26 protein-coding genes are annotated in these 25,132 nt (G+C 70.6%); 17 read left to right on the top strand and 9 right to left on the bottom strand.

Features of this window, described 5'->3' with window-relative positions; all coding sequences use genetic code 11:
- Positions 1 to 10 precede the first annotated feature (10 nt).
- The gene (locus tag DW296_RS11160) at positions 11 to 658 is read right to left on the bottom strand and encodes a biliverdin-producing heme oxygenase (RefSeq protein ID WP_136052293.1); all 648 of its coding nucleotides are present in this window, start codon (positions 656 to 658) and stop codon (positions 11 to 13) included.
- 57 nt (positions 659 to 715) lie between these two features.
- Positions 716 to 1,030 carry a DUF2470 domain-containing protein gene (locus DW296_RS11155; protein ID WP_136052292.1) on the bottom strand — a complete coding sequence of 105 codons (315 nt, stop codon included), beginning with the start codon at positions 1,028 to 1,030 and terminating at the stop codon, positions 716 to 718.
- Positions 1,031 to 1,115: 85 nt separating this feature from the next.
- On the opposite strand from DW296_RS11155, the gene DW296_RS11150 reads away from it, so the two are divergent.
- From DW296_RS11150 to DW296_RS11140, 3 genes are all read left to right on the top strand, one after another.
- Positions 1,116 to 2,396, top strand: a complete 1,281-nt coding sequence (locus DW296_RS11150; protein ID WP_136052291.1) for a serine hydrolase domain-containing protein — start codon at positions 1,116 to 1,118, stop codon at positions 2,394 to 2,396.
- A 28-nt stretch (positions 2,397 to 2,424) separates the two neighbouring features.
- Entirely contained in the window at positions 2,425 to 3,441 is a 1,017-nt protein-coding gene (gene corA, locus DW296_RS11145; protein ID WP_136052290.1) for a magnesium/cobalt transporter CorA, read from the top strand.
- 79 nt (positions 3,442 to 3,520) lie between these two features.
- Entirely contained in the window at positions 3,521 to 4,831 is a 1,311-nt protein-coding gene (locus tag DW296_RS11140) for an FGGY family carbohydrate kinase (RefSeq protein WP_136052289.1), read from the top strand.
- Between the two features lie 6 nt (positions 4,832 to 4,837).
- On the opposite strand, the gene DW296_RS11135 is transcribed toward DW296_RS11140, so the two are convergent.
- Entirely contained in the window at positions 4,838 to 5,446 is a 609-nt protein-coding gene (locus DW296_RS11135; RefSeq protein ID WP_136052288.1) for a hypothetical protein, read from the bottom strand.
- A complete protein-coding gene (locus tag DW296_RS11130) occupies positions 5,443 to 6,423 on the bottom strand; it encodes a sugar-binding transcriptional regulator (protein WP_136052287.1) in 981 nt (326 codons plus the stop codon). Before DW296_RS11130 ends, DW296_RS11135 begins: the two co-directional genes overlap by 4 nt.
- Positions 6,424 to 6,528: 105 nt before the next feature.
- Between DW296_RS11130 and DW296_RS11125 the strand changes: the two genes are divergently transcribed.
- The 8 genes from DW296_RS11125 to DW296_RS11090 all read left to right on the top strand — a co-directional run bounded on the left by DW296_RS11125 (position 6,529) and on the right by DW296_RS11090 (position 14,783).
- Positions 6,529 to 7,182: an SIS domain-containing protein gene (locus tag DW296_RS11125; RefSeq protein ID WP_168429023.1), complete on the top strand. Its 654-nt coding sequence runs from the start codon at positions 6,529 to 6,531 to the stop codon at positions 7,180 to 7,182.
- Entirely contained in the window at positions 7,179 to 8,636 is a 1,458-nt protein-coding gene (locus DW296_RS11120) for a xylulokinase (RefSeq protein WP_136052285.1), read from the top strand. Before DW296_RS11125 ends, DW296_RS11120 begins: the two co-directional genes overlap by 4 nt.
- Before the next feature lie 40 nt (positions 8,637 to 8,676).
- Positions 8,677 to 9,732 (top strand): NAD(P)-dependent alcohol dehydrogenase, encoded by a 1,056-nt coding sequence (locus tag DW296_RS11115; protein WP_136052284.1) that lies wholly within the window; start codon positions 8,677 to 8,679, stop codon positions 9,730 to 9,732.
- Complete coding sequence (locus DW296_RS11110) at positions 9,729 to 11,228, top strand: sugar ABC transporter ATP-binding protein (RefSeq protein WP_136052283.1); 1,500 nt, start codon at positions 9,729 to 9,731, stop codon at positions 11,226 to 11,228. The genes DW296_RS11115 and DW296_RS11110 overlap by 4 nt, the downstream gene beginning before the upstream one ends.
- 2 nt (positions 11,229 to 11,230) lie before the next feature.
- Entirely contained in the window at positions 11,231 to 12,274 is a 1,044-nt protein-coding gene (locus DW296_RS11105) for an ABC transporter permease (protein ID WP_136052282.1), read from the top strand.
- A gap of 49 nt (positions 12,275 to 12,323) precedes the next feature.
- Complete coding sequence (locus DW296_RS11100; protein ID WP_136052281.1) at positions 12,324 to 13,334, top strand: sugar ABC transporter substrate-binding protein; 1,011 nt, start codon at positions 12,324 to 12,326, stop codon at positions 13,332 to 13,334.
- A gap of 67 nt (positions 13,335 to 13,401) precedes the next feature.
- A complete protein-coding gene (locus tag DW296_RS11095) occupies positions 13,402 to 14,016 on the top strand; it encodes a nucleoside/nucleotide kinase family protein (RefSeq protein ID WP_136052280.1) in 615 nt (204 codons plus the stop codon).
- Positions 14,013 to 14,783, top strand: coding sequence for an SDR family NAD(P)-dependent oxidoreductase (locus DW296_RS11090; RefSeq protein WP_136052279.1), 771 nt, complete (start codon positions 14,013 to 14,015; stop codon positions 14,781 to 14,783). The genes DW296_RS11095 and DW296_RS11090 overlap by 4 nt, the downstream gene beginning before the upstream one ends.
- A 63-nt stretch (positions 14,784 to 14,846) precedes the next feature.
- Here DW296_RS11090 and DW296_RS11085 read toward each other — a convergent pair whose 3' ends face one another.
- A complete protein-coding gene (locus tag DW296_RS11085; RefSeq protein WP_062637928.1) occupies positions 14,847 to 15,056 on the bottom strand; it encodes a hypothetical protein in 210 nt (69 codons plus the stop codon).
- Positions 15,043 to 16,398: an APC family permease gene (locus DW296_RS11080; RefSeq protein WP_136052278.1), complete on the bottom strand. Its 1,356-nt coding sequence runs from the start codon at positions 16,396 to 16,398 to the stop codon at positions 15,043 to 15,045. The genes DW296_RS11085 and DW296_RS11080 overlap by 14 nt, the downstream gene beginning before the upstream one ends.
- A gap of 171 nt (positions 16,399 to 16,569) precedes the next feature.
- Between DW296_RS11080 and DW296_RS11075 the strand changes: the two genes are divergently transcribed.
- The gene (locus tag DW296_RS11075) at positions 16,570 to 17,223 is read left to right on the top strand and encodes an MIP/aquaporin family protein (RefSeq protein ID WP_136052277.1); all 654 of its coding nucleotides are present in this window, start codon (positions 16,570 to 16,572) and stop codon (positions 17,221 to 17,223) included.
- A gap of 57 nt (positions 17,224 to 17,280) precedes the next feature.
- Here DW296_RS11075 and DW296_RS11070 read toward each other — a convergent pair whose 3' ends face one another.
- A complete protein-coding gene (locus DW296_RS11070) occupies positions 17,281 to 18,309 on the bottom strand; it encodes an FUSC family protein (protein ID WP_136052276.1) in 1,029 nt (342 codons plus the stop codon).
- Positions 18,310 to 18,359: 50 nt separating this feature from the next.
- On the opposite strand from DW296_RS11070, the gene DW296_RS11065 reads away from it, so the two are divergent.
- The 4 genes from DW296_RS11065 to DW296_RS11050 all read left to right on the top strand — a co-directional run bounded on the left by DW296_RS11065 (position 18,360) and on the right by DW296_RS11050 (position 21,100).
- Entirely contained in the window at positions 18,360 to 19,169 is an 810-nt protein-coding gene (locus tag DW296_RS11065; protein ID WP_136052275.1) for a sugar nucleotide-binding protein, read from the top strand.
- An 86-nt stretch (positions 19,170 to 19,255) separates the two neighbouring features.
- Positions 19,256 to 19,888: a phosphatase PAP2 family protein gene (locus DW296_RS11060; protein ID WP_136052274.1), complete on the top strand. Its 633-nt coding sequence runs from the start codon at positions 19,256 to 19,258 to the stop codon at positions 19,886 to 19,888.
- A 40-nt stretch (positions 19,889 to 19,928) separates the two neighbouring features.
- Positions 19,929 to 20,543: a DUF1684 domain-containing protein gene (locus DW296_RS11055; RefSeq protein ID WP_136052273.1), complete on the top strand. Its 615-nt coding sequence runs from the start codon at positions 19,929 to 19,931 to the stop codon at positions 20,541 to 20,543.
- Positions 20,540 to 21,100, top strand: coding sequence for a dihydrofolate reductase family protein (locus DW296_RS11050; RefSeq protein ID WP_136052272.1), 561 nt, complete (start codon positions 20,540 to 20,542; stop codon positions 21,098 to 21,100). The genes DW296_RS11055 and DW296_RS11050 overlap by 4 nt, the downstream gene beginning before the upstream one ends.
- 22 nt (positions 21,101 to 21,122) lie before the next feature.
- Here the strand turns inward: DW296_RS11050 and DW296_RS11045 are convergent, their stop codons facing one another.
- Complete coding sequence (locus DW296_RS11045) at positions 21,123 to 23,192, bottom strand: MMPL family transporter (RefSeq protein ID WP_205807948.1); 2,070 nt, start codon at positions 23,190 to 23,192, stop codon at positions 21,123 to 21,125.
- A gap of 145 nt (positions 23,193 to 23,337) precedes the next feature.
- Positions 23,338 to 23,709, bottom strand: coding sequence for an ArsR/SmtB family transcription factor (locus DW296_RS11040; protein WP_205807946.1), 372 nt, complete (start codon positions 23,707 to 23,709; stop codon positions 23,338 to 23,340).
- Between the two features lie 53 nt (positions 23,710 to 23,762).
- Between DW296_RS11040 and DW296_RS11035 the strand changes: the two genes are divergently transcribed.
- Positions 23,763 to 25,067, top strand: coding sequence for an FAD-dependent oxidoreductase (locus DW296_RS11035; protein ID WP_136052269.1), 1,305 nt, complete (start codon positions 23,763 to 23,765; stop codon positions 25,065 to 25,067).
- The last annotated feature ends 65 nt before the right edge of the window (positions 25,068 to 25,132 follow it).

Raw genomic sequence — 25,132 nt, 5'->3', positions numbered from 1 at the left:
CCCTCCCCTGTCAGGCGGCTGCGCGGGCGCGGTCGAGGTCTTCGAAGAGCTCGGTGTTGAAGCGGTACGCGAGGAGCACCTCGTCGATGACGCGCTCGCGCTCGGCCTCGTCCCACGGAGCCGCGTCGAGCTGCTCGCGGTAGACGTCCTTGAAGGCGGAGGGGTCGGCGATGTCGTCGAAGAGGTAGAAGCCGATGCCGTTCGTCTCGAAGCCGAACCGCCGTGCCATCACGCGACCGATGAAGATGCCGCCGGAGAGGTCGCCGAGGTAGCGGGTGTAGTGGTGCGCCACGAAGCCGCCCGCCCAGGTCGCGCCGACCTGACGGATGCGGTCGACGTAGCGCTGTGTGGTGGGCAGCGGGGCGATCCGCTCGCGCCACTCGGGCCCGAGGAGGAAGGCGAGGTCGGCCTCGAGTGCAGGCAGGCGCGTGAGCTTGTCGCTCAGGAACACCGACGCCACCGGGTCCTGGCGCATGCGCTCGCCGGCCCCTTCGAGGGCGTCGTAGATGAAGTAGTGCTGCGCGACGAGCGCGACGTAGTCCTCGCGCGACCCCTCGCCCTTGAGGAGATCGGACATGAAGCCCGCCGTCTCGCTGCGGGAATGCGAACCGGAGGAGCGCTCGCGGAGGGCGGCGGAGAAGGACAGGATCTCGGGCATGGCTTCAGTGTAAGGGCAGCCTAACCTTCGATGGAAGCCCGAACTCCGCGGGGCGACTCAGTCGTGCGGCCGCGGTTCGACGCCCAGGCGCCCGCAGGCCGCGTCGTACAGCGCCACGATCTCGCGGCGCACTTCGCGGCGCTCGGTGATCGGGCCGCCGGGCCAGGGGACACGGAGCTCTGACGTCGTCCCGCCCCGGGAGATCTCCCAGACCCCGAGCTCTCCGTCGAAGCCGGTCATCACGGACGCGTCGATCGCCTCGGCGGACGGTTCGGCGAAGGCGCGGGCGATGAGGAGGTTGTCGTCGGTGTGGTCGCCGTTCATGTGGCGGAGGACGGCGGTGATCACGTCGGCATCGAAATCATGGGGCACAGGGACACCCTACGACGACGCGCGGGGCCGACTTTCAGCATCCGCGTTCTAGACTCAGGAGACACGTCTTCGGGGGTTCCCACACATGCAGCTTCTCTCGTCGCGCCGGTGGCGCGCCGCAGCGGCCACGGCGGCCGTTCTCGGTCTCGTCCTCACCGGATGCTCCTCCGAGGGCTCCTTCAGCTTTACGCCGCCCGCGCAGGTCGACGCCACGCTTCCCGACGACACGGTCGCGGCGCTGCAGGGCGCGGTCGACAATGCTCTCGCGGCCTCCGGTGCCAGCGGGGCGATCGTCGGGGTCTGGGTTCCGTGGAGCGGCACCTGGGTCGCCGCCACGGGCACGCAGGACAAGGCGGAGGGTGGCGAGCTCTCGACCGACATGTCCTTCCGCATCGCGGACATCACGCGACTGATGACCTGCGACGTCCTCTACGCGCTCGCGGATGAGGGCACCGTCGAGCTCGACGCGACGGTACCGGAGTACGTCTCGGGTGTCGCCGACATGTCCGACGTCACCCTCGTCGACCTGTGCAACGGCACCAGCGGCGCCGGCTCCTCCGAGGCGACGGTCAAGAGCGCGTGGCTGAACACCCCGGAGCGGGTCTGGGCGCCCCTCGAGCTCGCGGGCTACGGTCTCGGCCGCGCGCGCATCGCTCCGCAGACCACGTTCCGCGACTCCGACGCCGGTTACCTTCTCCTCGGCCTCGCGCTGGAGCGCGCCTCCGGGATGAGTGCGCGCGAGCTGATCGCCGAGTACGTCACCGAGCCGCTGGAGCTCGCCGACACCTCGCTGCCGTCGCCCGCCGCGGCACCACCGTCGGAGGGGTCGTCGCTCAGCGGGCACTACATGGGAGCGGTCGAGGGCGGCTTCAACTGCGCAGCGCCCATCGACATCACGACGATGTCCTCCAGCACCGGGTTCACCGACTCGGGAGCGGTGTCGACGATCACCGACCTCGGCCGGTACATGCAGGCCGAGGCCAAGCAGGTGCTGCGCACCAAGGACGAGCCGGACCGCTTCGGGGCGCCGCTGCCCGCCTACGACAAGGCGCCGTCGTGGTACCAGGCGACCGGTGGCGCCTACATCGTCGGCTCCATGATCGGTCAGCATGGCTGGACTCCCGGCTATGCGACGGCGGCGTACTCGGACCCGACGACCGGCTTCACCGTGGCCGTCGTGCTGAACGATTCCACCGGCGGGGCACGCTTCGCCCAGCAGCTCTCCTGGGAGCTGGCCGCGATCGCCTCCAAGGCTCCCGCGGCATCCGGTGAGACGGCTCCGGAGTTCGGTCTGCCCTACACGGCCGAGCAGTATCACAAGGCCACCACGGACGCCGCGCTCGTGTGCGTCCCTCCGGCCGGCTGAGCGGAGCCCGGACGAGCAGGAGGGCCGTATGGCGATCGTGGACAACGCCGTCTACGTCGACGGTGTGCGCGCCGAGGATCCCGGCAGCCTGAACGACACGTTCGAGCGGATCCGGGAGCGACAGGGCATGGGGTGGATCGGCCTCTACCGGCCGAGCGCCGAGGAGGTCAGGGCCGTGGCCGACGAGTTCGGCATCCACGAGCTCGTCGTGGAGGACGCGCTCTCCGGGCATCAGCGCGCCAAGCTGGAGCGGTACGGCGACATCCTGTTCATGGTCCTCAGGCCCGCCCGCTACCTCGACGAGCGCGAGGAGGTCGAGTTCGGTGAAGTGCACGTGCTGGTCGGGCCGGACTTCGTCGTGACGATCCGTCATGCGGAGTCGCCGGACCTCGGCCGCGTGCGTCGCCGGCTCGAGGCCGATCCCGCTCTGCTCGCCCACGGCCCCGAGGCGGTGCTCTACGCGATCCTCGACGAGGTGGTCGACGAGTACTCCCCGGTCCTGGCCGGCCTCGAGAACGACATCGACGAGATCGAGAGTCAGCTCTTCGAGGAAGATGCGGATGCCACGCAGCGGATCTACGATCTCGGTCGCGAGGTGATCGACTTCCAGCGGGCGACGCAGCCGCTGGCCGGCATGCTGGAGGCGTTGCTGCGCGGGTCGGAGAAGTACCGCGTGAGCGAGGAGCTCCAGCGGTACCTGCGGGATGTCCTCGACCACACGCTGCGCGTGAGCGACAAGGCGACGACCTTCCGTTCGGTGCTCGACAACGCTCTCACGGTCGAGTCGACCATCGTCGCGCGTCGGCAGAACGACGAGATGCGCCGGATGACGGAACTGAGCATCCGCCAGAACGACGAGGTGAAGAAGATCTCCGGCTGGGCGGCGATCCTGTTCGCCCCGACGCTGGTCGGCACGGTCTACGGCATGAACTTCGACCACATGCCCGAGCTGCACTGGGTGCTCGGGTATCCCATGGCGTTGCTGCTCATGGTGGCGATGGGGGTCGGGCTCTACGCGGCCTTCAAACGCAAGGGCTGGCTGTAGCGCGGGAGGGCTCGCGGGAGACCCGGGGCGCGGTCGGCCGTCGCGACGGCGGTGAGGTCGGGCATGGGATGATCGCACCATGGAACTCGTGGCGGGAATCGACTCCTCGACGCAGTCCTGCAAGGTCGTCATCGTCGATGCGGTCTCCGGCCGGGTCATCCGGGAGGGTCGCGCGCCCCACCCGCCGGGGACCGAGGTCGATCCCGAGGAGTGGTGGCGTGCTCTGCAGGCGGCGATCGCGGCCGCAGGCGGCTTCGACGACGTGCAGGCCTGGGCGATCAGCGGTCAGCAGCACGGCATGGTCGCGCTGGACGCACAGGGCCGGGTTGTCCGGCCCGCTCTGCTGTGGAATGACCTGCGCTCCGCCGACGCCGCCGCCGCGCTCGTCGCCGAGCACGGTGCGGCGGTTCTCGCCGAGCGTACGGGCCTCGTGCCCGTGCCCTCGTTCACGCTCACCAAAGTGCGCTGGCTGCGGGAGCACGAGCCCGCGAACGCGCGCCGGGTGGCCTCGGTGGCTCTCCCGCACGACTGGCTCACGTGGCGCCTGCGCGGCTTCGGACCGCGGAGCGAGCGCGGCGCCGTGCTGGAGGAGCTCGTCACCGATCGCTCGGAGGCGTCGGGGACCGGGTACTGGACCGATGCCGGGTACGATCGCGAGCTGTTCTGCGCGGCGCTCGGACAGGATGCGATCCTGCCGCGGGTGCTCGCGCACGATGCAGCCGTCGATGACGCCCGGGGGCGTCCGGTCGGTCCCGGATCCGGGGACAACGCCGGCGCCGCACTCGGTCTGGGCGCGGGCGTGGGCGACGTGGTGCTCTCGCTCGGCACGAGCGGCACCGTCTTCGCCACGAGTGCGCACCGCACGGTGGACCCCACCGGCACCGTGGCGGGCTTCGCGGATGCGGCCGGCGGCCATCTGCCCCTCGTCGCCACGGTGAACGCCGCCCGGGTGCTCGACGTGGTCGCGGCCCTTCTCGGCGTCGACCACGAGGGGCTCGGCCGACTCGCGCTCGCCGCGGAGCCCGGCGCGGGCGGACTGGTGCTCGAACCGTACTTCGAGGGCGAGCGCACGCCGAACCTCCCGGATGCGACCGGGACGCTCTTCGGCATGACACTCGGATCGACGACGCGGGAGAACCTCGCCCGCGCCGCGTTCGAAGGAGTGCTCGGCGGTCTGCGCTACGGCCTCGATGCCATCCGGGACCTCCGGGTGCCGGCGGAGCGCGGGATCCTCATCGGCGGCGGTGCCCGGTCGGCGGCGGTGCGGGCGATCGCGCCGCTGATCCTCGACATCCCGATCGACGCGCCGCCGCCCGGCGAGTACGTGGCGTGGGGCATGGCCCGGCAGGCGGCGCGGACGCTGGGACGGGATCTGCCTCCGGCCGCCTGACCGCGATCAGGAGAGGACGTCGGCCCAGGCCGTGGTCCCATCGCCGACAAGATCGGTGCCGACGACGACCCAGTCCGCCCCCGCCGCCGCGACGGCTGCGGCGTCGGCCCGGCGCACGCCGCCGTCGACGCCGATGCGACGCGATGGTGAGGATTCCCGCAGGGCGGCGACCTTGGCGAGGACGGCGCGGTCGAAGGCACTGCCGGCCTGACCCGGCACGATCGACATGCAGAGCACCGCCATGTCCGCCGGCACGCTCGTCGCCGGCGTCTGCGGTGACACCGCCAGACCGGGGGTGCCGCCGCGACGCGCGATGCGATCGACGGCGGCCTCCCAGTCGTCGCTCTCGACGTGCACGATCACGAGGTCGCAGAAGTCGGTCCACGGGTCGACCTCCACCGCCGAGCGCCGCGCCATGACGTGTGCCTCCGCCGTCAGTCCGGTCTCGGCGGCGAGGCTCGCCGCCTCCTCGGGGCGAAAGCCGCCTGCCGCGGCGAACCGTCCGTCGGTCGAGTCCCAGTGCAGGCGGCGCAGTCCGGCCGCCCGCAGCCGCTCGGCGGTCGCCCGCCGTTCGGTCGCGGGCACCGACCACAGCGACCCGGCGACCTGGATCACGCGTCCTCCGCGAGCACGGCCTGGGCGAGCGCGTGATCGGTGAACAGCTCGGTGATGAGGCCCACCCGGGAGACCGTGCGGATCGCGTCGGCTTTGGCGGCGCCACCCGCCACCGCGACGACGCGGGGCACCTTCTGCAGCTCGGCGTAGGAGATGTTCACGCAGCGGTCCTGGAACTCCTCGTCGACCGGGGTGCCGTCGCTGCCGATGAGGATCCCTGCGATGTCGGCCACGCATCCCTTCCTCAGGGCATTCGCCAGATCGTCGATGGGGAGCACGTCCCGCACCTGCGACACGGGCGGATCCCAGGCGCCGACCGAGAGCAGGGCTGTCGTGACGGAGGGGAACAGGTCCATCGCGGAGCGGATGTCGGGGTGATTGCGCAGGCTCCCCGCGGTCTCGCGATCTCCGACGATGAGCGGCGAGAAGATGGGGTAGACCGCGCCGCCTGCGCGCCGCGACGTCTGTCGGACGACCTCGATGGGGGAGGAGGCGAGATCGCCGGCGACCACGCCGGTGAGCTGCACGATCGACAGGCGCGGCAGATGGGCGAACTGGCTCGCGGTGGCCGTGAGCGTGCGCCCCCAGGTGACGCCCAGCACCTCGTCCTCGTGGAGGGTGTCGCTGAGGGCTCGAGCCGCGGCGGCGCCGATCTGGCGGCGGACGTCGTCGTCGTCGCCATGGGAACGGACGACGAGGCAGTTCTCGAGGCCGAGTTTGTCCTGCAGGCGCTGGCTGAGCTCGACGTCCGGCAGGCCCCAGTCGTGGATCTCGATCGTGACCACGCCCTCCTCCTTGGCGCGGGCGAGCAGCCGGGCCACCTTGAAGCGGGAGATACCGAGGGCATCGGAGATCTCGACCCGGGATCGGTCCTCCAGATAGTGCGCCCTGGCCACCGCGGCCATCAGTGCGCGCTCGTGTTCCAGGCCCTTCGGCACCTCGCTCGTTTGAGCGCTGAAATCACGAAATTGTGACATATGTGATTCTGCCTTCCTCCGGCTCCGGCCGCTTTTCTATGCTCAAACGTACATCCAAGCATCACAGATGAGCGAAGTGAATCTTCACGCGCGATCAAAGGAGACGTGTTGACGGTCAATGACGACATCCTGGCGGTGGCGCGCGAGCGCTTGCGGGCCGAGGCCGATGCCGTGACGGCGCTCATCGACACGATCGACGACACCCTCGTGACCGCCGCGTCGCTGATCCTCGCTGGTACGGGCAAGCTCTTCGTCGGCGGCTCGGGGACGTCCGGCACCGTGGCCCGTCGCATGGCGCACATCCTGTCCGTCACCGGCACTCCCGCACTGCCGTTCTCCCCGATGGACGGCCTTCACGGCGCGTCCGGAGCGATCACGGCCGACGACATCGTCCTGCTCATCTCGAACGGCGGGGCCTCCGACGAGGTCGTGCAGCTCGCCCGCATTACCCGCGGTCGCGGTGCCCGTGTCATCGCGCTCACCCGGAGCCACACGACCCCGCTCGCACAGCTCGCCGACCACAGCGTGGCCGTCGCGGTATCGCCCTCCGCCGACATCGGCGGCATCGTGGCCACCGGCATCACCATCGCCCAGTCCGCCTGGGGCGACGCGCTCGCGGAGGTGCTCATGCGCGGCCGTGGCTACACGTGGGCGGAGTTCATGACCACGCACCCCGCCGGTGCCGTCGGACGCCTCGAGGATCTGCCGTCGGACCCCGCGCGTATCGTCATCCCCGCTCCCGCCGGAGGTGCGCGATGATCGACGTCGTCGCCGGAGTCGACAGCTCCACGCAGTCCTGCACCGTCGAGCTCAGGGACGCCACGACCGGAGCTCTCATCGGGACCGGCCGGGCGCCGCACCCGGTCACCCACCCGCCCGTGAGCACGCAGGACCCGCAGGCGTGGTGGCAGGCGCTCGTCCTCGCGATGGCCGAGGCGCGGGCCGACCACGACGTGCGCATCGTCGGCGTCGGTGTCGGGGCGCAGTGCCACGGACTCGTCGTCTCCGGCGCCGACGGAGACGTGCTGCGCCCTGCGCGCCTGTGGAACGACACGACCTCCGCCGGTCAGGCGGCCGCGCTGGTCCAGGCCCGCCCCGCGTCGTGGTGGGCCGAGCAGATCGGCGTCGTGCCGTCAGCGGCGCTCACCCTGCCCAAGCTCGTCCAGCTCGCCGAGACGGATGCCGAGACGTGGGACCGCACCCGCCACCTCGCCGTCCCGCACGACTGGCTGACCTTCCGCCTCACCGGCCGCCACGTCACGGACCGCTCCGATGCCTCGGGCACCGGCTACTACGCGGCAGCCGAAGGGCGGTGGCGCACCGACATCCTGGACGAGTTCGTGGGTCCCCGCGACTGGGCGGCCCTGCTGCCCGAGGTGCTCGGACCCGACGAGGCCGCCGGACGGATCCTCCCCGAGGCCGCCGCGGCACTGGGCATCGATCCTGCGGCCGTCGTGAGCGCGGGCGGAGGCGACCAGCACCTCGCGGCGCAGGGCATCGGTCTCGGCGCCGGCGACATCGCCTACAGCCTCGGCACCTCGGGCGTCGTGTTCGCCACCACGCCCGACCCGGTCGTCGACCCCCGCGGAGCCGTCGACGGCGTCGCCAACGTCACCGGCGGGTACCTGCCGCTCGTCTGCACGCTCAACGCCACCAAGGTCACCGACACCATGGCGCGGCTGCTCGCCGTCGACCATGCCACGCTGACGGCCCTCGCCCTCGACGCGCCGCTCGACCCCGATCGTCCCGTGCTCGCCGCCTACCTCGACGGGGAGCGCTCGCCGCGGCTCCCCGCCGCGCGGGGCATGCTCGCCGGACTCACCACCGCGACCAGCCGTGAGCAGCTCGCCCTGGCCGCCTTCGAGGGCGTCGTGCTCGGCCTGGTCCGCGGCGAGCGGGCCCTCGCCGACCTCGGCATCCCGGTGACGGGGAACACCATCGCCATCGGCGGCGGCGCGCGGTCGCTCGCCTACCGGCAGGTGATCGCCGACCTCACGGGTCGCCCGGTGCACACCGTCGACGCGCCCGAGGGCACCGCCCGCGGCGCCGCCGTGCAGGCCGCGGCGGTGTGGCGCGGGACCACGGTCGCCGCCGTGACCGCGGAGTGGCGGCCGGAGGTCACCTCCGTCACCGCCCCCGCCGCCGATCGCACCGACATCGCGGACCGCTACCTCGAGCTCGCCGAGCTCCAGGCCGACGGCCGACGGTTCTAGGCGGACGCATGCCCGCTTCCACAGGAGAGAGAGGACACCCATGACGGAGATCCCCACCACCATGACCGCCAGCGTGCTGCGGGGGGTGAAGGACCTGGCGCTCGAGGAGCGCCCCGTCCCGGTCCCCGCGGCCGATGAGGTGCTGATCGAGGTCGCCAGCGTCGGCGTCTGCGGCTCCGACGTGCACTACTACGAGCACGGCCGCATCGGCCCGTACGTCGTCGACAGCCCGCTCATCCTCGGCCACGAGGTGAGCGGACGCATCGTCGCGGTGGGTGCGGACGTCGACCCGGCGCGGATCGGCCGGCGCGTCGCCATCGAGCCGCAGCGGCCCTGCCGTCGCTGCGACTTCTGCCGGGCGGGCGACTACAACCTCTGCCCGCAGATGGCCTTCTACGCCACCCCGCCCGTGGACGGCGCGTTCTGCGACTATGTGCTCATCCAGGACGACTTCGCCTACGACGTCCCCGATTCGATCAGCGATCACGCCGCCGCCCTCATGGAGCCGCTGTCGGTCGGGATCGCGGCCGCGCAGAAGGGCGGCATCAAGGTCGGCGACACCGTGCTGATCGCCGGAGGCGGTCCCATCGGCATCATCACGGCGCAGGTCGCGAAGGCGTTCGGTGCGGTCGACGTCGTGATCGCCGACATCAACCCCGCCCGCCGCGAGCTCGCCGCGTCGTACGGCGCGCGCACGATCGATCCGGCCGCCGACTCCACGGTGGAGCTGGATGCGAACGTGTTCATCGACGCCTCCGGCGCGACGCCGGCCATCGTCAACGGCATCCGCTCCACCCGGGCCGGCGGCACGGTCGTGCTCGTGGGCAGCGCCGACGAGTTCCCGCTGTCGGTGCCCGAGGTCGCCATGCGCGAGCTCAACGTCACCGGCATCTTCCGGTACACCGGCACGTGGCCCATCGCCCGCGCGCTCCTCGAATCCGGTCAGGTGGAGCTCGACTCGCTCGTGACCCACGTGTACGGCATCGAGCAGGTGGAGGAGGCACTGTCGGGCGAGGGATCGATCGACTCCCTCAAGCGCATCGTCCTGCCCCGCGTCCGGCGCGTCGACGAGCCCGCCGTAAAGGCGGCGTCATGACCGAGGCCCTGCTGTCCGTCGAGGGCGTCTCGAAGTCGTTCCCCGGGGTGAAGGCCCTGGACGACGTCTCGTTCGACGTGCGTCCCGGCACCGTCCACGCCCTGTGCGGAGAGAACGGCGCCGGCAAGTCGACGCTGATGAAGATCATCAACGGCATCTACCAGCCCGACGCCGGGACCATCCGGGTGCGCGGCGAGGAGGTGCGGATCAAGAACCCCATCGACGCCCGCGCTCGCGGCATCGCGATGATCTCGCAGGAGCTCAACTACGTGCCCGGCATGACCATCGCCGAGAGCTTCTTCCTGGGCCGACTGCCGATGAAGTTCGGCAAGGTCGACTGGCGGTTCATCCGCAGCGAGGCCCGGCGCATCCTCGCCGAGGAGGGGCTCGACTTCTCCATCAACCGCCGCCTCGGCACCCTCACCGTGTCGGAGATCCAGACGCTCGAGATCCTCCGCGCCGTGTACCACAGCGCGGACGTGCTGATCATGGACGAGCCGACCTCGGCGATCGCGCACAAGGAGGTCGAGTCGCTGTTCGCGAAGATCCGCGACCTGCGCGCCCAGGGCAAGTCGATCATCTACATCTCGCACAAGATGGACGAGGTCTTCGAGCTGGCCGACGACATCAGCGTGCTGCGGGACGGCACGGTGGTGAGCTCGCAGCCTGCCTCCGAGATCACGTCGAGCCAGGTGATCGCGCAGATGGTGGGCCGTGACCTCGACCACCAGTCCTACCCGAAGGAGCACGTCGAGATCGGCGACACGGTCTTCCGGGCCACCGGGCTGTCCGCCGAGCACATGTTCGAGGACATCGACCTGCACATCCGCGCCGGCGAGATCGTCGGGCTTGCCGGGCTCATCGGCGCCGGGCGCAGCGAGGTCATCCGCGCCGTGTTCGGCCTCGACAAGCTGGACGCGGGCGAGATCGAGGTCGACACGCAGACCGTGAAGATCAAGAACCCGACCCAGGCGATCAAGGCGGGCGTCGCGATGCTGTCCGAGGACCGCCGCCTGGTCGGGATCGTCCCGCAGCTGAGCATCATGAAGAACGCCACCCTCGCCAGCCTCCGCAAGGTGATCCACGGCGGCTTCGCCCGGCGACGGGAGGAGGAGGAGCTCGTCACCGAGTACTTCCGGAAGATGAACGTCAAGGCGCCGAGCCTGCAGACGCGCATCGCCAACCTCAGCGGTGGCAACCAGCAGAAGGTGCTCCTGGCCCGCTGGCTGATCGCCGATCCGAAGGTGCTCCTCCTCGACGAGCCCACGCGCGGCATCGACGTGGGCGCGAAGTTCGAGATCTACAAGATCATGACCGAACTCGCCCGCCAGGGGCGCGGCATCCTCATGATCTCGTCCGAGCTCCCCGAGCTCATCGGCATGTGCGACCGCATCTACGTGATGTCGGCCGGACGCCTCACCGCGGAGCTGACGCCCGATCAGTTCTCGCAGGAAACCATCCTCACCTACGCCATGAATGAAATCGAGGTGGCATGACAATGCTCCAGACACTGAAGAGACTCGAGGTGAACCGCTTCTCGATCTACATCATCCTGCTGGTGGTGATCGTCGCGGCGAGCTTCCTGAGCCCGAACTTCCTGAGTTCGGACAATATCTTCAACGTGCTGCGCCAGGTCGCGGTGATCACGATCCTCGCCTTCGGGGCGATGACGCTGATCATCGGCGGCATGATCGACCTGTCCGCCGGCGCCGTCATGGCGTTCGCGGGTGTCGTGTCGGTGCTGGTCTACAAGTCGACGGGCAACCTGCTGCTCGCGATCCTCGCCGGCATCCTCATCGGCATGCTCTGCAACCTCGTCAACGCCTTCCTCGTCGCGACGTTGAAGACCCCCGCGTTCATCGTGACGCTCGGCATGATGCTGATGGCCCGCGGCGCGGTGCTGGAGCTGACCCAGGGGCAGAACGTCCTCCAGCTGGGCGACTTCATCCTCATCGGCCAGGGCAACCTCGGCTGGCTGCCGATCCCGGTGCTCGTGCTGATCGGCGTGACGATCGTGATCTGGTATCTCATGAACCAGACCAGGTACGGCCGCTCGGTCTATGCGGTGGGCGGCAACGAGGAGGCGGCGCGCGCCGCCGGCATCTCCGTGGAGCGCGTGAAGTACCAGGCGTTCCTCGTGAACGGCGCGCTCGTCGGCATCGCCGGTGTCATCTTCATGTCCCGCGTCAACGCCGGTCTCCCCAATGCGGGCGTCGGCTACGAGCTGCAGGCCATCACCGCCCCGATCATCGGCGGCACGAGCTTCTCCGGCGGCGTCGGCACCGTGATGGGCACCCTCGCCGGTGCGCTCATCGTCGGCATCCTCGGCAACATCATGAACCTCATCGGGATCGGCTCGTACATCCAGCAGATCGTGATGGGCGCGATCATCGTCGTCGCCGTCGCCTACGACGTGTTCAGCAAGCGCGGCAAGGCCAAGACCACGATCCTCAAGTCCGACGCGAAGGGCGATCCCTTCCCCGTCGGAGCCTCCGCATCCTCATCCTCATCCGACCCGGGAGGCGGCAGGACGTCGTCCTGACCGCGCCCACCCGACCGCTTCACCCCACCCAGAGAAACAGGAGAAGACAATGAAGAGTCTTACCCGCAGGATCATCGCGTTCGGCGCCGCTGCCGCCGCGGCGATCAGCCTCGCCGGCTGCGCCGTCACCACCGGGAACCCGACCGGGAACGGCGGAGGCGGTGGCTCCGAGGACAAGGACGAGTACCGCGTCGCGTACATCGCCCGTGCGCAGGCCGACTCGTTCGCCGCCTGGCTCGCGAACGAGATGAAGACGGCCGCCGGCGAGTACGACGACATCACCCTCGAGGTCTTCGACGGCCAGGCCGACGACGAGATCGAGAACAAGATGATCGAGAACGCGATCGCGAACAAGTTCGACGCGATCATCGTCCAGGCGAACAACGCCGACGCGCAGCTGCCGTACATCCAGCAGGCCATCGACGCGGGCATCGTGACCATCACGACCAACCCGCGCGTCGAGGGCCTGACCGGTGGCGACTCGGTCGACGCCGACCCCTACAAGCAGGGCGCGGTCGTCGCCGAGCTCGCGGTGGAGCAGATCCCGGACGGGGCCAACGTCGTGGTGCTGAACGGCCCGGCCGGCAACTTCCACAGCACGGCCCGCCGCGACGCCTGGGAGAAGGAGTTCTTCGCCGAGCGTCCCGATGTGACCATCGTCGCCGAGGACATCGCGAACTGGAACAAGGACGAGGCGATGACCCTCATGGAGGACTGGTCGCTGGCCAACTCCGACATCGACGCGATCATCTCGATGAACGACAACATGGCCTCCGGTGCGCTGGAGGCGGTGAAGGGCAAGGGCGGCTTCGACGGCATCCTCGCCTACGGCGTCGACGGCACCCCCGAGGCCGTGCTGCTGATCGAGGCGGGCACCATGACCGCCACCTCCCTGCAGAACGCCCGCGAGCTGGCGGAGCTCAACCTCAAGGCCGTGCACGATCTCCTGACGGGCGCGGAGGACGAGGTGAACGTCGACATCGGCAACCCGCTCATCACGAAGGACGGCGTCCAGGAGTACATCGACCTGTACAAGGACGCCGGACTGCTCGACCAGTGACACCGACCGGGGGAGCGGGCACCCGCCCGTTCCCCCGATCCGTGCCGACCACCGCCGAGGACCCCTGATGCACGCACTCACCACCGCCGATGCCCTGACCCGGGTGCGGGAACTGTCCCGCGACGGGCGGCCGTTCCTGCTGGGCGTCGTCGGGCCGCCCGGGGCCGGCAAGTCCACCCTCGCCGAGCGGCTCGGGATGCCAGTCCTCCCGATGGACGGGTTCCACCTCGCCAACGACGACCTCGATCGCCGCGGACTCCGCGACCGCAAAGGGGCACCGGAGACGTTCGACGTCGCCGGTTTCGCGGCCCTCCTCGGCCGCCTCCGCGCGGGGGAGGACGTCCGCGCCCCACGGTTCGACCGCGACATCGACGCCGCGGTCGCCGAGGTGCTGCCGCTCTCCGCCCGGGACCGCGTGATCGTGGTGGAGGGCAACTACCTGCTGCACGACGCCGACGGGTGGGAGCACGTGCGCCCCCTGCTCGACGAGACCTGGTACCTCGACGTGCCCGAAGACCTGCGGCTGCGTCGTCTCGTCGCCCGCCACGAGGCGTACGGGAGGTCCCATGCCGACGCCGTCGCCTGGGCGACCGACGTCGACGGCCCCAACGCCGTCCTCATCCGCGCGACCCGGCATCGGGCCGACGCCCTCATCACCCTGAACGAAGGAGACGACGCATGAGCGTCATGGATGCATTCGCCCTCACCGGCAAGACCGCGCTGGTCACCGGCGCCACCCGCGGTCTCGGCCGCGAGTTCGCCCGTGCCCTCGCCGAGGCCGGCGCCGACGTGGTCGTCCACGGTCGGGACGAGGCCGCAGCGCAGGAGACCGCGGCCGAGATCGAGGCCGTCGGGCGGCGGGCCTGGGTCGTGCTCGGCGACCTCACCGAGCGTCCCTCCGTTGACCGCATCGCGGCGGAGGCGATCGAGGCCGTGGGCGGACGTCTCGACATCCTCATCAACAACGCGGGCGCCTGCATCCACCGCCCGGCGCTCGAGGTGACGGACGACGAGTGGGCGCACGTCATCGACACGAACCTCACCGCCTTGTGGCGACTGTCGCAGACGGTCGGTGCGCACATGGTGGCGCGCGGCTCCGGATCGATCGTGAACGTCGGCTCCATCTCGGCCCAGATCGTCAACCGCCCGCAGATGCAGCCCGCCTACAACGCCTCCAAGGCCGCGGTGCACCACCTCACCAAGTCGCTGGCGGCCGAGTGGGCGCCGGCGGGGGTGCGCGTGAACGCCGTGGCGCCCGGCTACATCAAGACCGACATGTCGCCGGTGGACGAGCCGCGCTTCCGACGGTTCTGGATCGAGGACTCCGCGCAGCAGCGCTACGCCACGCCGAGCGAGGTCGGCCCGTCGGTGGTCTTCCTCGCGTCGGATGCCGCGAGCTTCATGTCCGGCACCGTCCTGGTGGTCGACGGCGGCTACACGCTGTTCTGACCGCCCTGCACGTGCGAGCGCCCGCTTCCGGGGAGGAGAGCGGGCGCTCGTGCGTGTACGGGGTCAGTCCTCGCCGTCGGCCTCGGGCATTCCAGGCCCGGGCCCCGGACGCACCTCGGCGTCGTCCCGGATGTCGATGCGGGTGTTGCCGTCGTGCTCCGAGACGTCCACGCGCGGCGCGGCGTCGGCCTCCGTGGCGTCGGGGGCCGAGGTCAGCTGGTCGTGACGGTTCTCCTCGAACGTCTCGTCGGCGGTGTCGTCAGGCGTGCTCATGGCTCTCCTTCGTGTCGGTGGTCTGGGAACGGTTGCGGGTCCATCGGGCGAGAGCATAGAGGACGCCCCCGACGGCGAGGAGGATGGCGCCGAACAGCCACACCTGCGGGCGCTGCTGGGTGAGCAGCAGGATGCAGGACGCGATGCCGAGTACCGGGACGAACGTCCACACGCGGAAGTGGTCGTGCTCGACCTTGTCGCGGCGCAGCACCAGCACCGAGATGTTGACGCTGAGGAAGACGACGAGCAGCAGCAGCACGACGGTCTCGGCGAGGGTCGCGAGGTCTCCGACCAGCGTGAGGCCCATCGCCACGAGCGTCGTGGTGAGGATCGCGACCCAGGGGGTCTTCCGCTTCGGCAGGACGCGCCCGAGCGCGGACGGCAGGAGGTTCTGCTCCGCCATGCCGTAGGTGAGGCGGCTGACCATGATCATCGTCAGCAGGGCCCCGTTGGCGACGGCGATGAGCGCGATGAGGCTGAACAGCCAGGACGGGACGCTGACCCCGGTGGCCTCGACGACCGCGAGCAGCGGACCGCTGGACTCCTGCAGCTCGGAGGCCGGCAGGGCGACGGCGCTGGCGATGCCGACGAGCACGTACACGACACCGGCGGTGAGGAGCGCACCGAACAACGCGCGCGGGTAGGTGCGCCGCGGGTCCTTGACCTCTTCGATCATGTTGGCCGAGGTCTCGAAGCCGACGAACGAGTAGTACGCGATCACCGCGCCGGAGAGGACCGCCAACGCGACGTTCGCCCCCTCGGGCACCTGCGTCGCCCGGGACAGGTCGCCGCCCCCGCCGCCGACGAACACCGCCACGACGACGATCACGATCACGAGGCCGCTGAGCTCGATCGCCGTCATTACGAGGTTCGCGCCCATGGACTCGCGGATGCCGCGGGCGTTGAGCAGGCCCACGATCGCGAGGAAGACGATCGCGACCGGGATGGTCGGCAGGTCGATGAAGGTGCTGAGGTAGTCGCCGGCGAAGGCGATGGCCAGCCCGGCCGCACTCGTCACACCGGCCGCGAGCATGCTGAAGCCGACGAGGAAGGACACCAGCGGGCTGTGGAACGCCCGCTCGGCGAACACCGCGGCGCCGCCGGCGCGCGGGTACTTGGTGACCAGCTCGGCATACGACCCTGCGGTGAGCATGGCGAGGAGGAGCGCGAGGACGAGCGGTGCCCAGAGCAGGCCGCCCACGTCCTCCGAGAGCACGCCCATCAGCGCGTAGATCCCGGCCCCGAGGACGTCGCCGAGGATGAACGCGAACAACAGGGGGCCGGTGATGGCGCGGCGCAGCCGGGTGGGTGTCTCGGCGCGCGGCTCGGTCTGGACGGTCATCCTTGCACGGTAGGGTCCGGAACCCCGGCGGGCGACGGGCTTGACAGTTCCGCCGCCAATGAGCCAGCGGGAGAGCACGGCGCGCTATCCTCGGTGCCGCAAGGCGGGTCGTCGCCCGGGCCGTTCCGGGGAGACGGGGGGCCGCCTGCGATCCCACAGAAGGACACCATCATGATCGGTACGCCTCGCAAGGCGCTCGCGGAAGCGGTCGCCACGTTCCTCTTCGTCCTCGCGATCATCGCCGCGGTGAACAGCGGAAGCCCGCTGACCCCGCTCGCGATCGGATTCACACTGATGGTGCTCGTGTACTCCACGGGCCACATCTCGGGCGCCCACCTCAACCCGGCGGTCTCGCTGGGCGTGTTCCTGCGCGGCGGGCTCAGCGTCGCCGACTTCGTCTCCTACCTCGTCGCGCAGTTCGCCGGCGGGGCGCTCGCGGCCCTGGTAGCCCTCGCCGTCTGGCCGGCCGGCGAGAAGGCGATGGTCATCGAGGTCGGCCCGGCTTTCCTCGTCGAGGCGCTGTTCACGCTGATCCTCGTCTGGGTCGTGCTGAACTCCGCCACCTCGAAGGACACGGCGGGCAACTCGTTCTACGGACTCGCGATCGGTGCGACCGTCTTCGTCGGTGCGGCGACGGTCGGCTCCATCTCGGGCGGCGGATTCAACCCGGCGGTGGCCCTCGGCCTCTCGGTCAGCGGGCACTTCGCGTGGGGCTCGCTCTGGCTGTACATCGTGGCTCCCGCGGTCGGTGCCATCATCGCGGCGCTGCTGTTCCGGGTGCTCAACGCCGACGATGCGCGGAAGATCGCGGCGGACGCCGAGTAGGAGCACACCCTTCGGAGCGCCGCATCCCTCCCGGGGTGCGGCGCTTCGTCGTGTCGGTCATCGGCGGCGTCGGCTCCGTCGGCGCAGTGCCGCGGACGTGACGGCCACGACCGTCCCGACCACGACGCCGATGATCGTCTCCAGCACGCGGTCGGTCAGCAGGTCGGCGACCGGGGTGGGGGCGGCCAGGTGCACCATCAGGAGGGCGAGCGGGGTGACGAACACCATCGCGATGCCGTAGTTGCGGCCGATGAACAGCTCGGCCGTCCCCTGCAGGACCACGACGACGGCGATCACGGCGAGCGGCGGCATGTCGAGGGCGAGGATCCCGGCGGCGACCAGCACGCCGAGCAGCGTGCCGACGAGGCGCTGGATGCCGCGGATCACGCGGGCGTTGAGCTGCGCGCCGCTGACCGCCGCCACCGCCCCGACCGCCGCCCAGTACCAGTGGGTGCCGCCGAGGAGCAGGCCGACCACGCCCGCTCCGACGATCGCGGCGGCGACCGAGGCGGCCATCTCGGCCGCGACCGGCCCGACGGACGGGCGTGCCTTCGGTGCCGCCTCCGCCGTGGTCCGGGTGACGACGGCGACGAGGGCGGTGAGGGCGAGGCCGAAGAGCACGCTCGCCCCGCCGACGAGCAGGACCGCGCCGAAGGAGGCGCCGGTGGCGGGGATGGTCGCGCAGGCCCCGGTCGCGAAGACCGTGAACAGCGGACCGGGCGGGTGCCACTGCAGGACGTAGGCGAGCAGCGTCACGGCCGCGGCGACGAGTGCGACGACGACGATGCTCAGCACGGCGGGTGCAGCGAGGACCGACAGGGCCGTGCCGATCAGCATCGCGCCGAGCAGCACCCCGCCGGCACTGGCCTGCATGCGGATCCGGTCGCGGAAGACGTCGTGCCGGCCGTAGAGCGCGGCGAAGGCACCGAAGCTCGCATAGATGCTGAGGTCGAGTCGGCCGACGGCCCACAGCACGAGGAGCGGGACGGCGACACTGACGGCGGCGCGCAGGGCGACCCGGTGATCCCCGCGGTGCGGACCGACGCGCAGGACCCCCGTCCATACCCGTCCCTGCGATTCCGTCACCGATCAAGCCTACGTCCGTCGCTCGGCGGCAATGTGCGAGGGTGGGAGGGATGATCACTCCGCCTCCGCCGCGCCGCACCCTCCTGGTCGGCTTCGGGAAGCTCGGCACCCGGCTCGCTCCGCTGCTCCTCGCGGACGGTGGTGAGGTCCTGGCCGTCCGCCGCAGTGACGGACCCGTGCCGGACGGTGTCGAAGCGATCTCGGCCGACCTGACCGTTCCGCTCACCGGGCCGCTGCCCGAGGTCGACGCCGCCGTGGTGACGCTGCCACCCGGGCCCGACGTATCGTCGTATCGCACGGCGCTCGCGCACCTCGCGGCGGCGCTGCCGGCCCGGCCGGCGCGGACGGTCTTCGTCTCGTCCACCGGGGTGTTCGACGGCGCCGGGAGCGCCGAGCCTGTGACCGAGCGGGTCGAGCCGGCGCCCACCACCGACCGGGGCCGCGGTCTGCGGGACGGCGAGAAGGCGGCCGTCGAGCTCTTCGACGCGGTGGTCGTGCGCCCCGCGGGCATCTACGGTCCCGGGCGCGAGTTCCTCCTCCGGAAGGTCAGGGAGGGGGCTCCCGTCACGCACCGCCGCCGCACGAACCGCATCCACGAGACCGACCTCGTACGCATTCTCGACCTCCTGCTGCGGATGCCGGAGCCCCCGGCGCTCGTGCACGCCGTCGACCAGACCCCCGCGCCGCTGGGAGACGTCGTGACCTTCCTCTCCGACCGTCTCGGCGTGCCCGTGCCTCCGGACGACGGCGGTGCGGCGAGCGGCTTCGTCTACGACGGCTCGCTGGTGCATGCGGTCCTCGGCAGGCTCGACTACCCGACCTACGAGGACGGCTACGCGGAGATGATCGCGCCGCGGTAGGGCGGCGCGGAATACACCCCGAGGCGGACGGCTCTCCGTCCGGCGGCCGATGTCCCGGCGCAGCGGTCCGGCCTAGCGTCGAGAGCATGCCGTCCACGCCCCTGTCCCGTCGCGCCCTCCTCCCGCTCGTCATCGCCCTCGGGCTCGCCGCCGTGCTGCTCCTGCTCCCGATGCCCGGGAGCCTGAGCGTCGTCGGCACCCGGTGGCTGGCGGGCCTCGGCGCGGGGCTCCCGCGCGTCGAGCTCGTCTCCGAGGTGGCGCTGGTCGCGCTCGCCGCCGCGACGGCGGCCGCCATCCTCTTCGCCTGGTTCCGACGGCCGGACCGTCGTCTCCCGGTCGCGGCCGCAGCGTTCGGCGTCGTGGTCGCCTACGTCGCGAGCGAGGGCGCGAAACTCCTGTTCGCACAGCCGCGTCCCTGCCTGCGGTGGCCGAGCGTCGGGGAATGCCCGCCGGCGGGCGACTGGTCGCTCCCCTCGAACCACGCGACCCTCGCGTTCGGCGCGCTCGTCGTGATCGCCGTCGCGGTGGGCCGGGTGTGGATGGTGTGGGCGGCGCTCGCCCTCGCGGGGCTCGTCGCCGTGGGCCGCGTGATGCAGGGCGTGCACTATGTGCACGACGTCGCGCTGGGTGCGACCTTCGGGGTGGTCATCACGGGCGGCGTCGCGCTCGCCGCGGTGGGCCTTGCCGCACGGCGCCAGCGTCGGGTGTCGGGGGACTGAGGCCGTTCCGAGCGTCCGTCGTCCGGCGTACCGTGGGCGCATGACGAATGCGCAGACGGCCGTCGAGGTCGTCGACTGGCGGCGGCGGGTGTTCGCCCTGTACGAAGCTGTGCGACGGGCCGACTCCCCGGAGGAGGCGCACGAGCTGTGGCGGATCGAGCGCGACGAGCTGCTGCTGCGGCACCCGGCGACGCCTCTCCTCCCACAGGACCGGGCGCTGTTCGAGGGGCTGCCGATCGCCTCGTACGACCCGGCCTGGCGGTTCGAGCTCCCGATCCGCGACACGGAGCCGGCCACGTTCGAGTTCGCGACGGGGACGGACGGCATCGTGCCGTTCGAGCGCGTCGGCGTCGTGGAGATCCCTGACATCGGGTCTCTCGACGTGTGGCGGCTCGCCTCCTACGGTGGCGGCCTATTCGTGCCGGTGCGCGATGCCTCCGCCGGGAAGAGCGGGGGGACGTACGGCGGCGGACGGTATCTCATCGACACGATCAAGGGTGCCGACCTCGGGGCCGACCCGCGCCGCGGCACGCTCGTGCTCGACTTCAACTTCGCGTACAACCCGTCCTGCGCCTACGACCCGGCGTGGGCGTGCCCGCTAGCGCCACCCGGCAACGTGCTGACGGTGCCGGTCCCGGTCGGAGAGCTCCGATGAGGCCGCTGCGGTACGCGATCAACGTGACGCTCGACGGCTGCTGCCATCACGAAGCGGGACTCCCGCCCGACGAGGAGTCGATGCGCTTCTGGACCGCGGAGCTGCAGCGCGCCGACGCTCTGCTCTACGGCCGGGTGACGTACGACATGATGCGGGCCGCGTGGCGGCGTCCGGAATCCGGGGTCTGGCCGGGCTGGATGGAGGAATGGGAGACGCCGTTCGCCGAGACCATCGATCGCCTGCCGAAGCACGTGGTGTCGGCGACGCTCGATGCCGTCGACTGGAACGCGGACCTCGTGCGCGGCGACCTCCCGGAGGCGGTGCGGAGGCTGAAGGATCAGCCGGGGGAGGGCCTGTCGGTCGGCGGAGTGGCTCTGCCCGCTGCGCTCGCGGACCTCGGACTGATCGACGAGTACCTGTTCGTGGTCCACCCGGTCGTCGCGGGGCATGGTCCCCGGCTGCTCGACGGCGTGCACGAGCGTCTTCGGCTCGAGCTCGTGGAGCGGCGGGAGTTCCGCTCCGGCGCCGTCGCGCAGCGGTACCGTCCGGTGGCGTGAGCGACGCAGCGGCCCCGACGAATCAGCCGGCGTCAGCGTTGTGTCCGGAGGCCGGTCGCCCCGGCCACCAGATGCGGTCGCCGACGAGGGCGAACAGCGCAGGGACGATCACGGTCCTGACCACCAGGGTGTCGATGATCACGCCGACCCCGACGATCAGCCCGAGCTGCCCGAGGGTGACCAGTGGCAGGACGCCGAGCGCCGCGAACACGGCGGCGAGGACGATCCCCGCGCTCGTGATGACGCCGCCGGTGTGGGCGACCGCTTCCACCATGCCGTCCCGGGTACCCCGCAGCGCCGCTTCGTTCCGGGCGCGGTGGACGAGGAAGATCGTGTAGTCGATGCCGAGGGCGACCAGGAACAGGAAGGCCAGCAGCGGTACCGGGAGATCGAGCGCATGCTGCCCGAACAGCACGCGACTGAGCCAGGCCCCGGCGCCGATGGCGCCCACGGCACTCGCCACGTTGACGGCGAGCAGTAGCAGCGGCGCGACCAACGACCGCAGCAGGAACGCCAGCACCAGGAAGCTCACCGCCAGCACCAGCGGCACCACGACGCCGAGGTCCGCGAGGTTCCCGGCACGGGCGTCGAGATCCGTCGCCACCGCGCCGCCGACGACAGCCCCCGCCCGGGGCACATCGTGCACGGCGTCCCGGAGATCCGTGATCTGAGCCAGGCTCTCGTCGGTACTGGGCGCATACTCGCTGGTCACCAGGATCTTCGTGAGCTTCTCATCGTCCGTCGTCCCGACCGGAGTGGCGCGGACGATGCCCTCCACGTCGCGCGCCGCGGTGAGGACGGCTTCGGCTTCGCCGCTGTCCGTGACGATCAGGATCGGCTGCGCCTCTCCTGCCGGGAAGTGGTTCGAGAGCACCTCGAGGCCCGTCGCGGACTCGGACGGGACCCGGAACTTGTCGACCTGGTCGAGTCCGACGGTCGTCCCGACGAGGCCGACCGTCATCACGGCCAGCAGGGCCGCACCCCCGAGGAGGCTCACGACCGGCCGGCTCACGACGCGCGTCGCGATCGTCCGCCACACCCCGTCGCGTCGTGCGGCAGCTCCGGGACGAGGGACGAACGGCCAGAACACCTTCCGTCCGCACACCGCCAGCAGCGGAGGCAGCAGGAAGAGGGCGGACGCCAGGGCGACCAACAGCCCGATGGCGGACGAGACGCCGAGTCCGTGCGTGCCGGGGATCACCGCCAGGGCGAGTGTCAGGAGGGCGAGGACGACCGTGAGGTTCGAGGCGAGGATCGCCGGAGCGGTCCGGCGCCAGGCCGTGCTGAGCGCGCGGCGGTGGTTCGTCGTGGTGGTGAGCTCCTCCCGATATCTCGAGATCAGGAGCAGGGCGTAGTTGGTCCCGGCGCCGAAGACGAGGACGCTGATGATCCCGGCATCGAACTGCAGGTCCCACGCGGAACCGGCAGCCGCGGTCAGTCGCCCGGCGAGTCCGTCGGCCAGGCCGACGGCGGCGAGCGGCAGCAGCCACAGCACCGGTGACCGGTACGTGACGATGAGGAGCACGGCGACGATCAGGACGGTCACGAGGAGCAGGGTGAAGTCGGCGCCTTCGAAGGAGGCGGCGATATCGGCGCCGAACGCCGGACCGCCGGTCACGAGTAGCGTCATCCCGTCCGGTGCGTGCTCGTCGATGTCGGCGCGGAGCGCCGCGATCACCGAGGCGGTGTCGGTGCTCGTCTGGCCGACCGCGATCGGCGTCACGAGAACCGCGGCCTTCTCGTCCTCGCTCACGAGAGGCCCGGTCGGATCCGCGTCCGCGTGCGCGTCGAGCACCGGGAGGAGACCTTCGAGGGCGGTGACGTCCTCTGCCGAGAGCGTCGCGCCGTCGTCGCGTGACGCGACCACGATCACGGACTGCCGATCCGCGTTCGGGAACTCGGCCAGCAGGTCGCTCGTGTGCGCCGACTCCGACCCCGCGGGGGCCTGCTCGTTGCCGGCGGGTGCCTTCGCCGACCCGAACAGGCCGAAGAGAGTCATCATGATCAGGAGGACCGCTCCGAGCGTGATCCACGCTCCGCCACGGGAGGTCATCCACTCGGGAAAGCGCCGAAGAGCGCGAGAATCTGCCATACCCGTCACTCCACCAGGAGCGCCGGGCGGCGACATCGTCAAGACGATGGAGGGAAGTCTCCCTCTTTCGATGGATGCCGGTCGGGCGCCCGCCCGCTCGGGCGGGCATCACGAAGAGCTGGCTCCGGCCTGCTCGGTGCGCTGGTCACACCGCGCGGAGCGCACTGGCGGCAGCATCCATCGCCTCGGCGTCCAGAGCGAAGTAGGCCCACTTGCCGCGTTGCTCACGCGTGACCAGTCCCGCTTCCACGAGTAGTTTCATGTGATGGGACACCGTGCCCTGTGAGAGTCCCACGGGTTCGGTCAGGTCGCAGATGCACGCTTCCCCGCCGGCTCCGGCGGCGATGAGAGACAAGAGCCGGACCCGCGTCGGATCGCCGAGCGCCTTGAAGACTTTGGCGACGCGTTCAGCGTCCGCGACGGTCATCGACGGCGCTATGGGCGGAACGCAGCAGCTGGTCGCTTCGATTGTCGTTGGCAAGCTCACGGAGCTATTTTGGCACGTATTGACAATCATCGATAGATGTATGACAGTCTTGATATTGATGTTTGTCAATCTGAGGAGATGTGATGTCCGAGCTTCCTGTCGTCGTCATCGGAGCCGGCCCGCAGGGTCTCGCTGCAGCGGCGCACCTTGTCGAACGCGACGAGAACGTGATCGTCATTGAGCGCGGGCAGGGGCCTGCTGCTGCGGTTGCCGAGTGGGGGCATGTGCGCCTCTTCTCGGCGTGGCCGGAGCTCACTGACGCCGCGGCACGTCGTCTTCTTGAATCGACCGGATGGACCGCACCCGACTCGGGATACCCGACCGGCGCCGAATGGGTGGACAGATACCTCGCGCCCCTGGCGGATGCCTTGGGTGAGCGGGTTCACTACGCGACCACCGTTACGGGAGTCGCTCGTCAAGGTCGTGACAAGGTGGTCGACGGCGGGCGAAAGGGCCAGCCTTTCGTCGTGCACGCGGTCGGCGCTGATGGGCAGGAGTCTCGGGTCCTCGCTCGCGCCGTCATCGACGCGAGTGGTACTTGGACGCTTCCGAATCCAGCGGGCGCGGATGGCTATCCTGCGCTTGGGGAAGCCGCGGCATCCGACCGGATCTCGTACCGCATCCCGGTCGATGTGTCAGGGCTCGCTGGTTCGCACGTGGTCGTCGTGGGTGCGGGGCACTCTGCCGCGCACGCGGTTCTGCGACTGAGCGATTTGGCGCGTCGGGCCCCTGGTACCCGCGTCACCTGGGTGCTCCGTCGAGGGAGCGCGGCGAACGTCTTCGGGGGCGGCGCCGGGGACGAACTTCCCGAGCGTGCCGCGCTCGGCTCGCGCGCACGCAAGCTGGTCGACGAAGGCGTCGTGGATCTGGTGACCGGATTCCGTGTTGCCGAGTTCCGGCAGGCTGCTGACAGTCTCGCGGTGGTCGCTGAGGACGGGCGCGAGGTGACGGGTGTCGGGCGCGTGTTCGCGCTCACGGGCTTCCGGCCGGACACCGGGATCCTGCGCGAACTGCGGATCAACCTCGATCCGGCGCTCGAAGCGGTTGCAGGAATCGCGTCCGAGATCGACCCGAACATCCACTCCTGCGGATCCGTGTCCGCCACGGGTGCTAGTGAGCTCGCGCAACCGGAGCAGGGGTTCTTCATCGTCGGGGCGAAGTCGTACGGCCGGGCGCCGACCTTCCTCGCGTTGACCGGATTCGAGCAGGTGCGGAGTGTCGCCGCGCACCTCGCGGGAGATCATGAAGCCGCTGGGCGCAGCGAACTCGTCCTCCCCGACACCGGCGTGTGCGGGGGTGCCGGCGACTTCGACGCCAACGCGGGCAGCTGCTGTGCGGCGCCATCAACCATCCAGATCGGTGCACGGCCCGTCACCGTCATCTCGTAGCCAATCGAGTCTGAACGTGCTCGGCGCGTAAACCTCTGGCTCGTACCGCTGGGCGGCGGGCCTGG

Origin of the sequence: Microbacterium sp. K36 (genome assembly GCF_004794355.1) — a bacterium.
Taxonomy (GTDB): domain Bacteria; phylum Actinomycetota; class Actinomycetes; order Actinomycetales; family Microbacteriaceae; genus Microbacterium; species Microbacterium paraoxydans_D.
The sequence above is the reverse complement of the archived record's forward strand: the minus strand, read 5'-3'. Positions and strand labels throughout refer to the sequence as shown.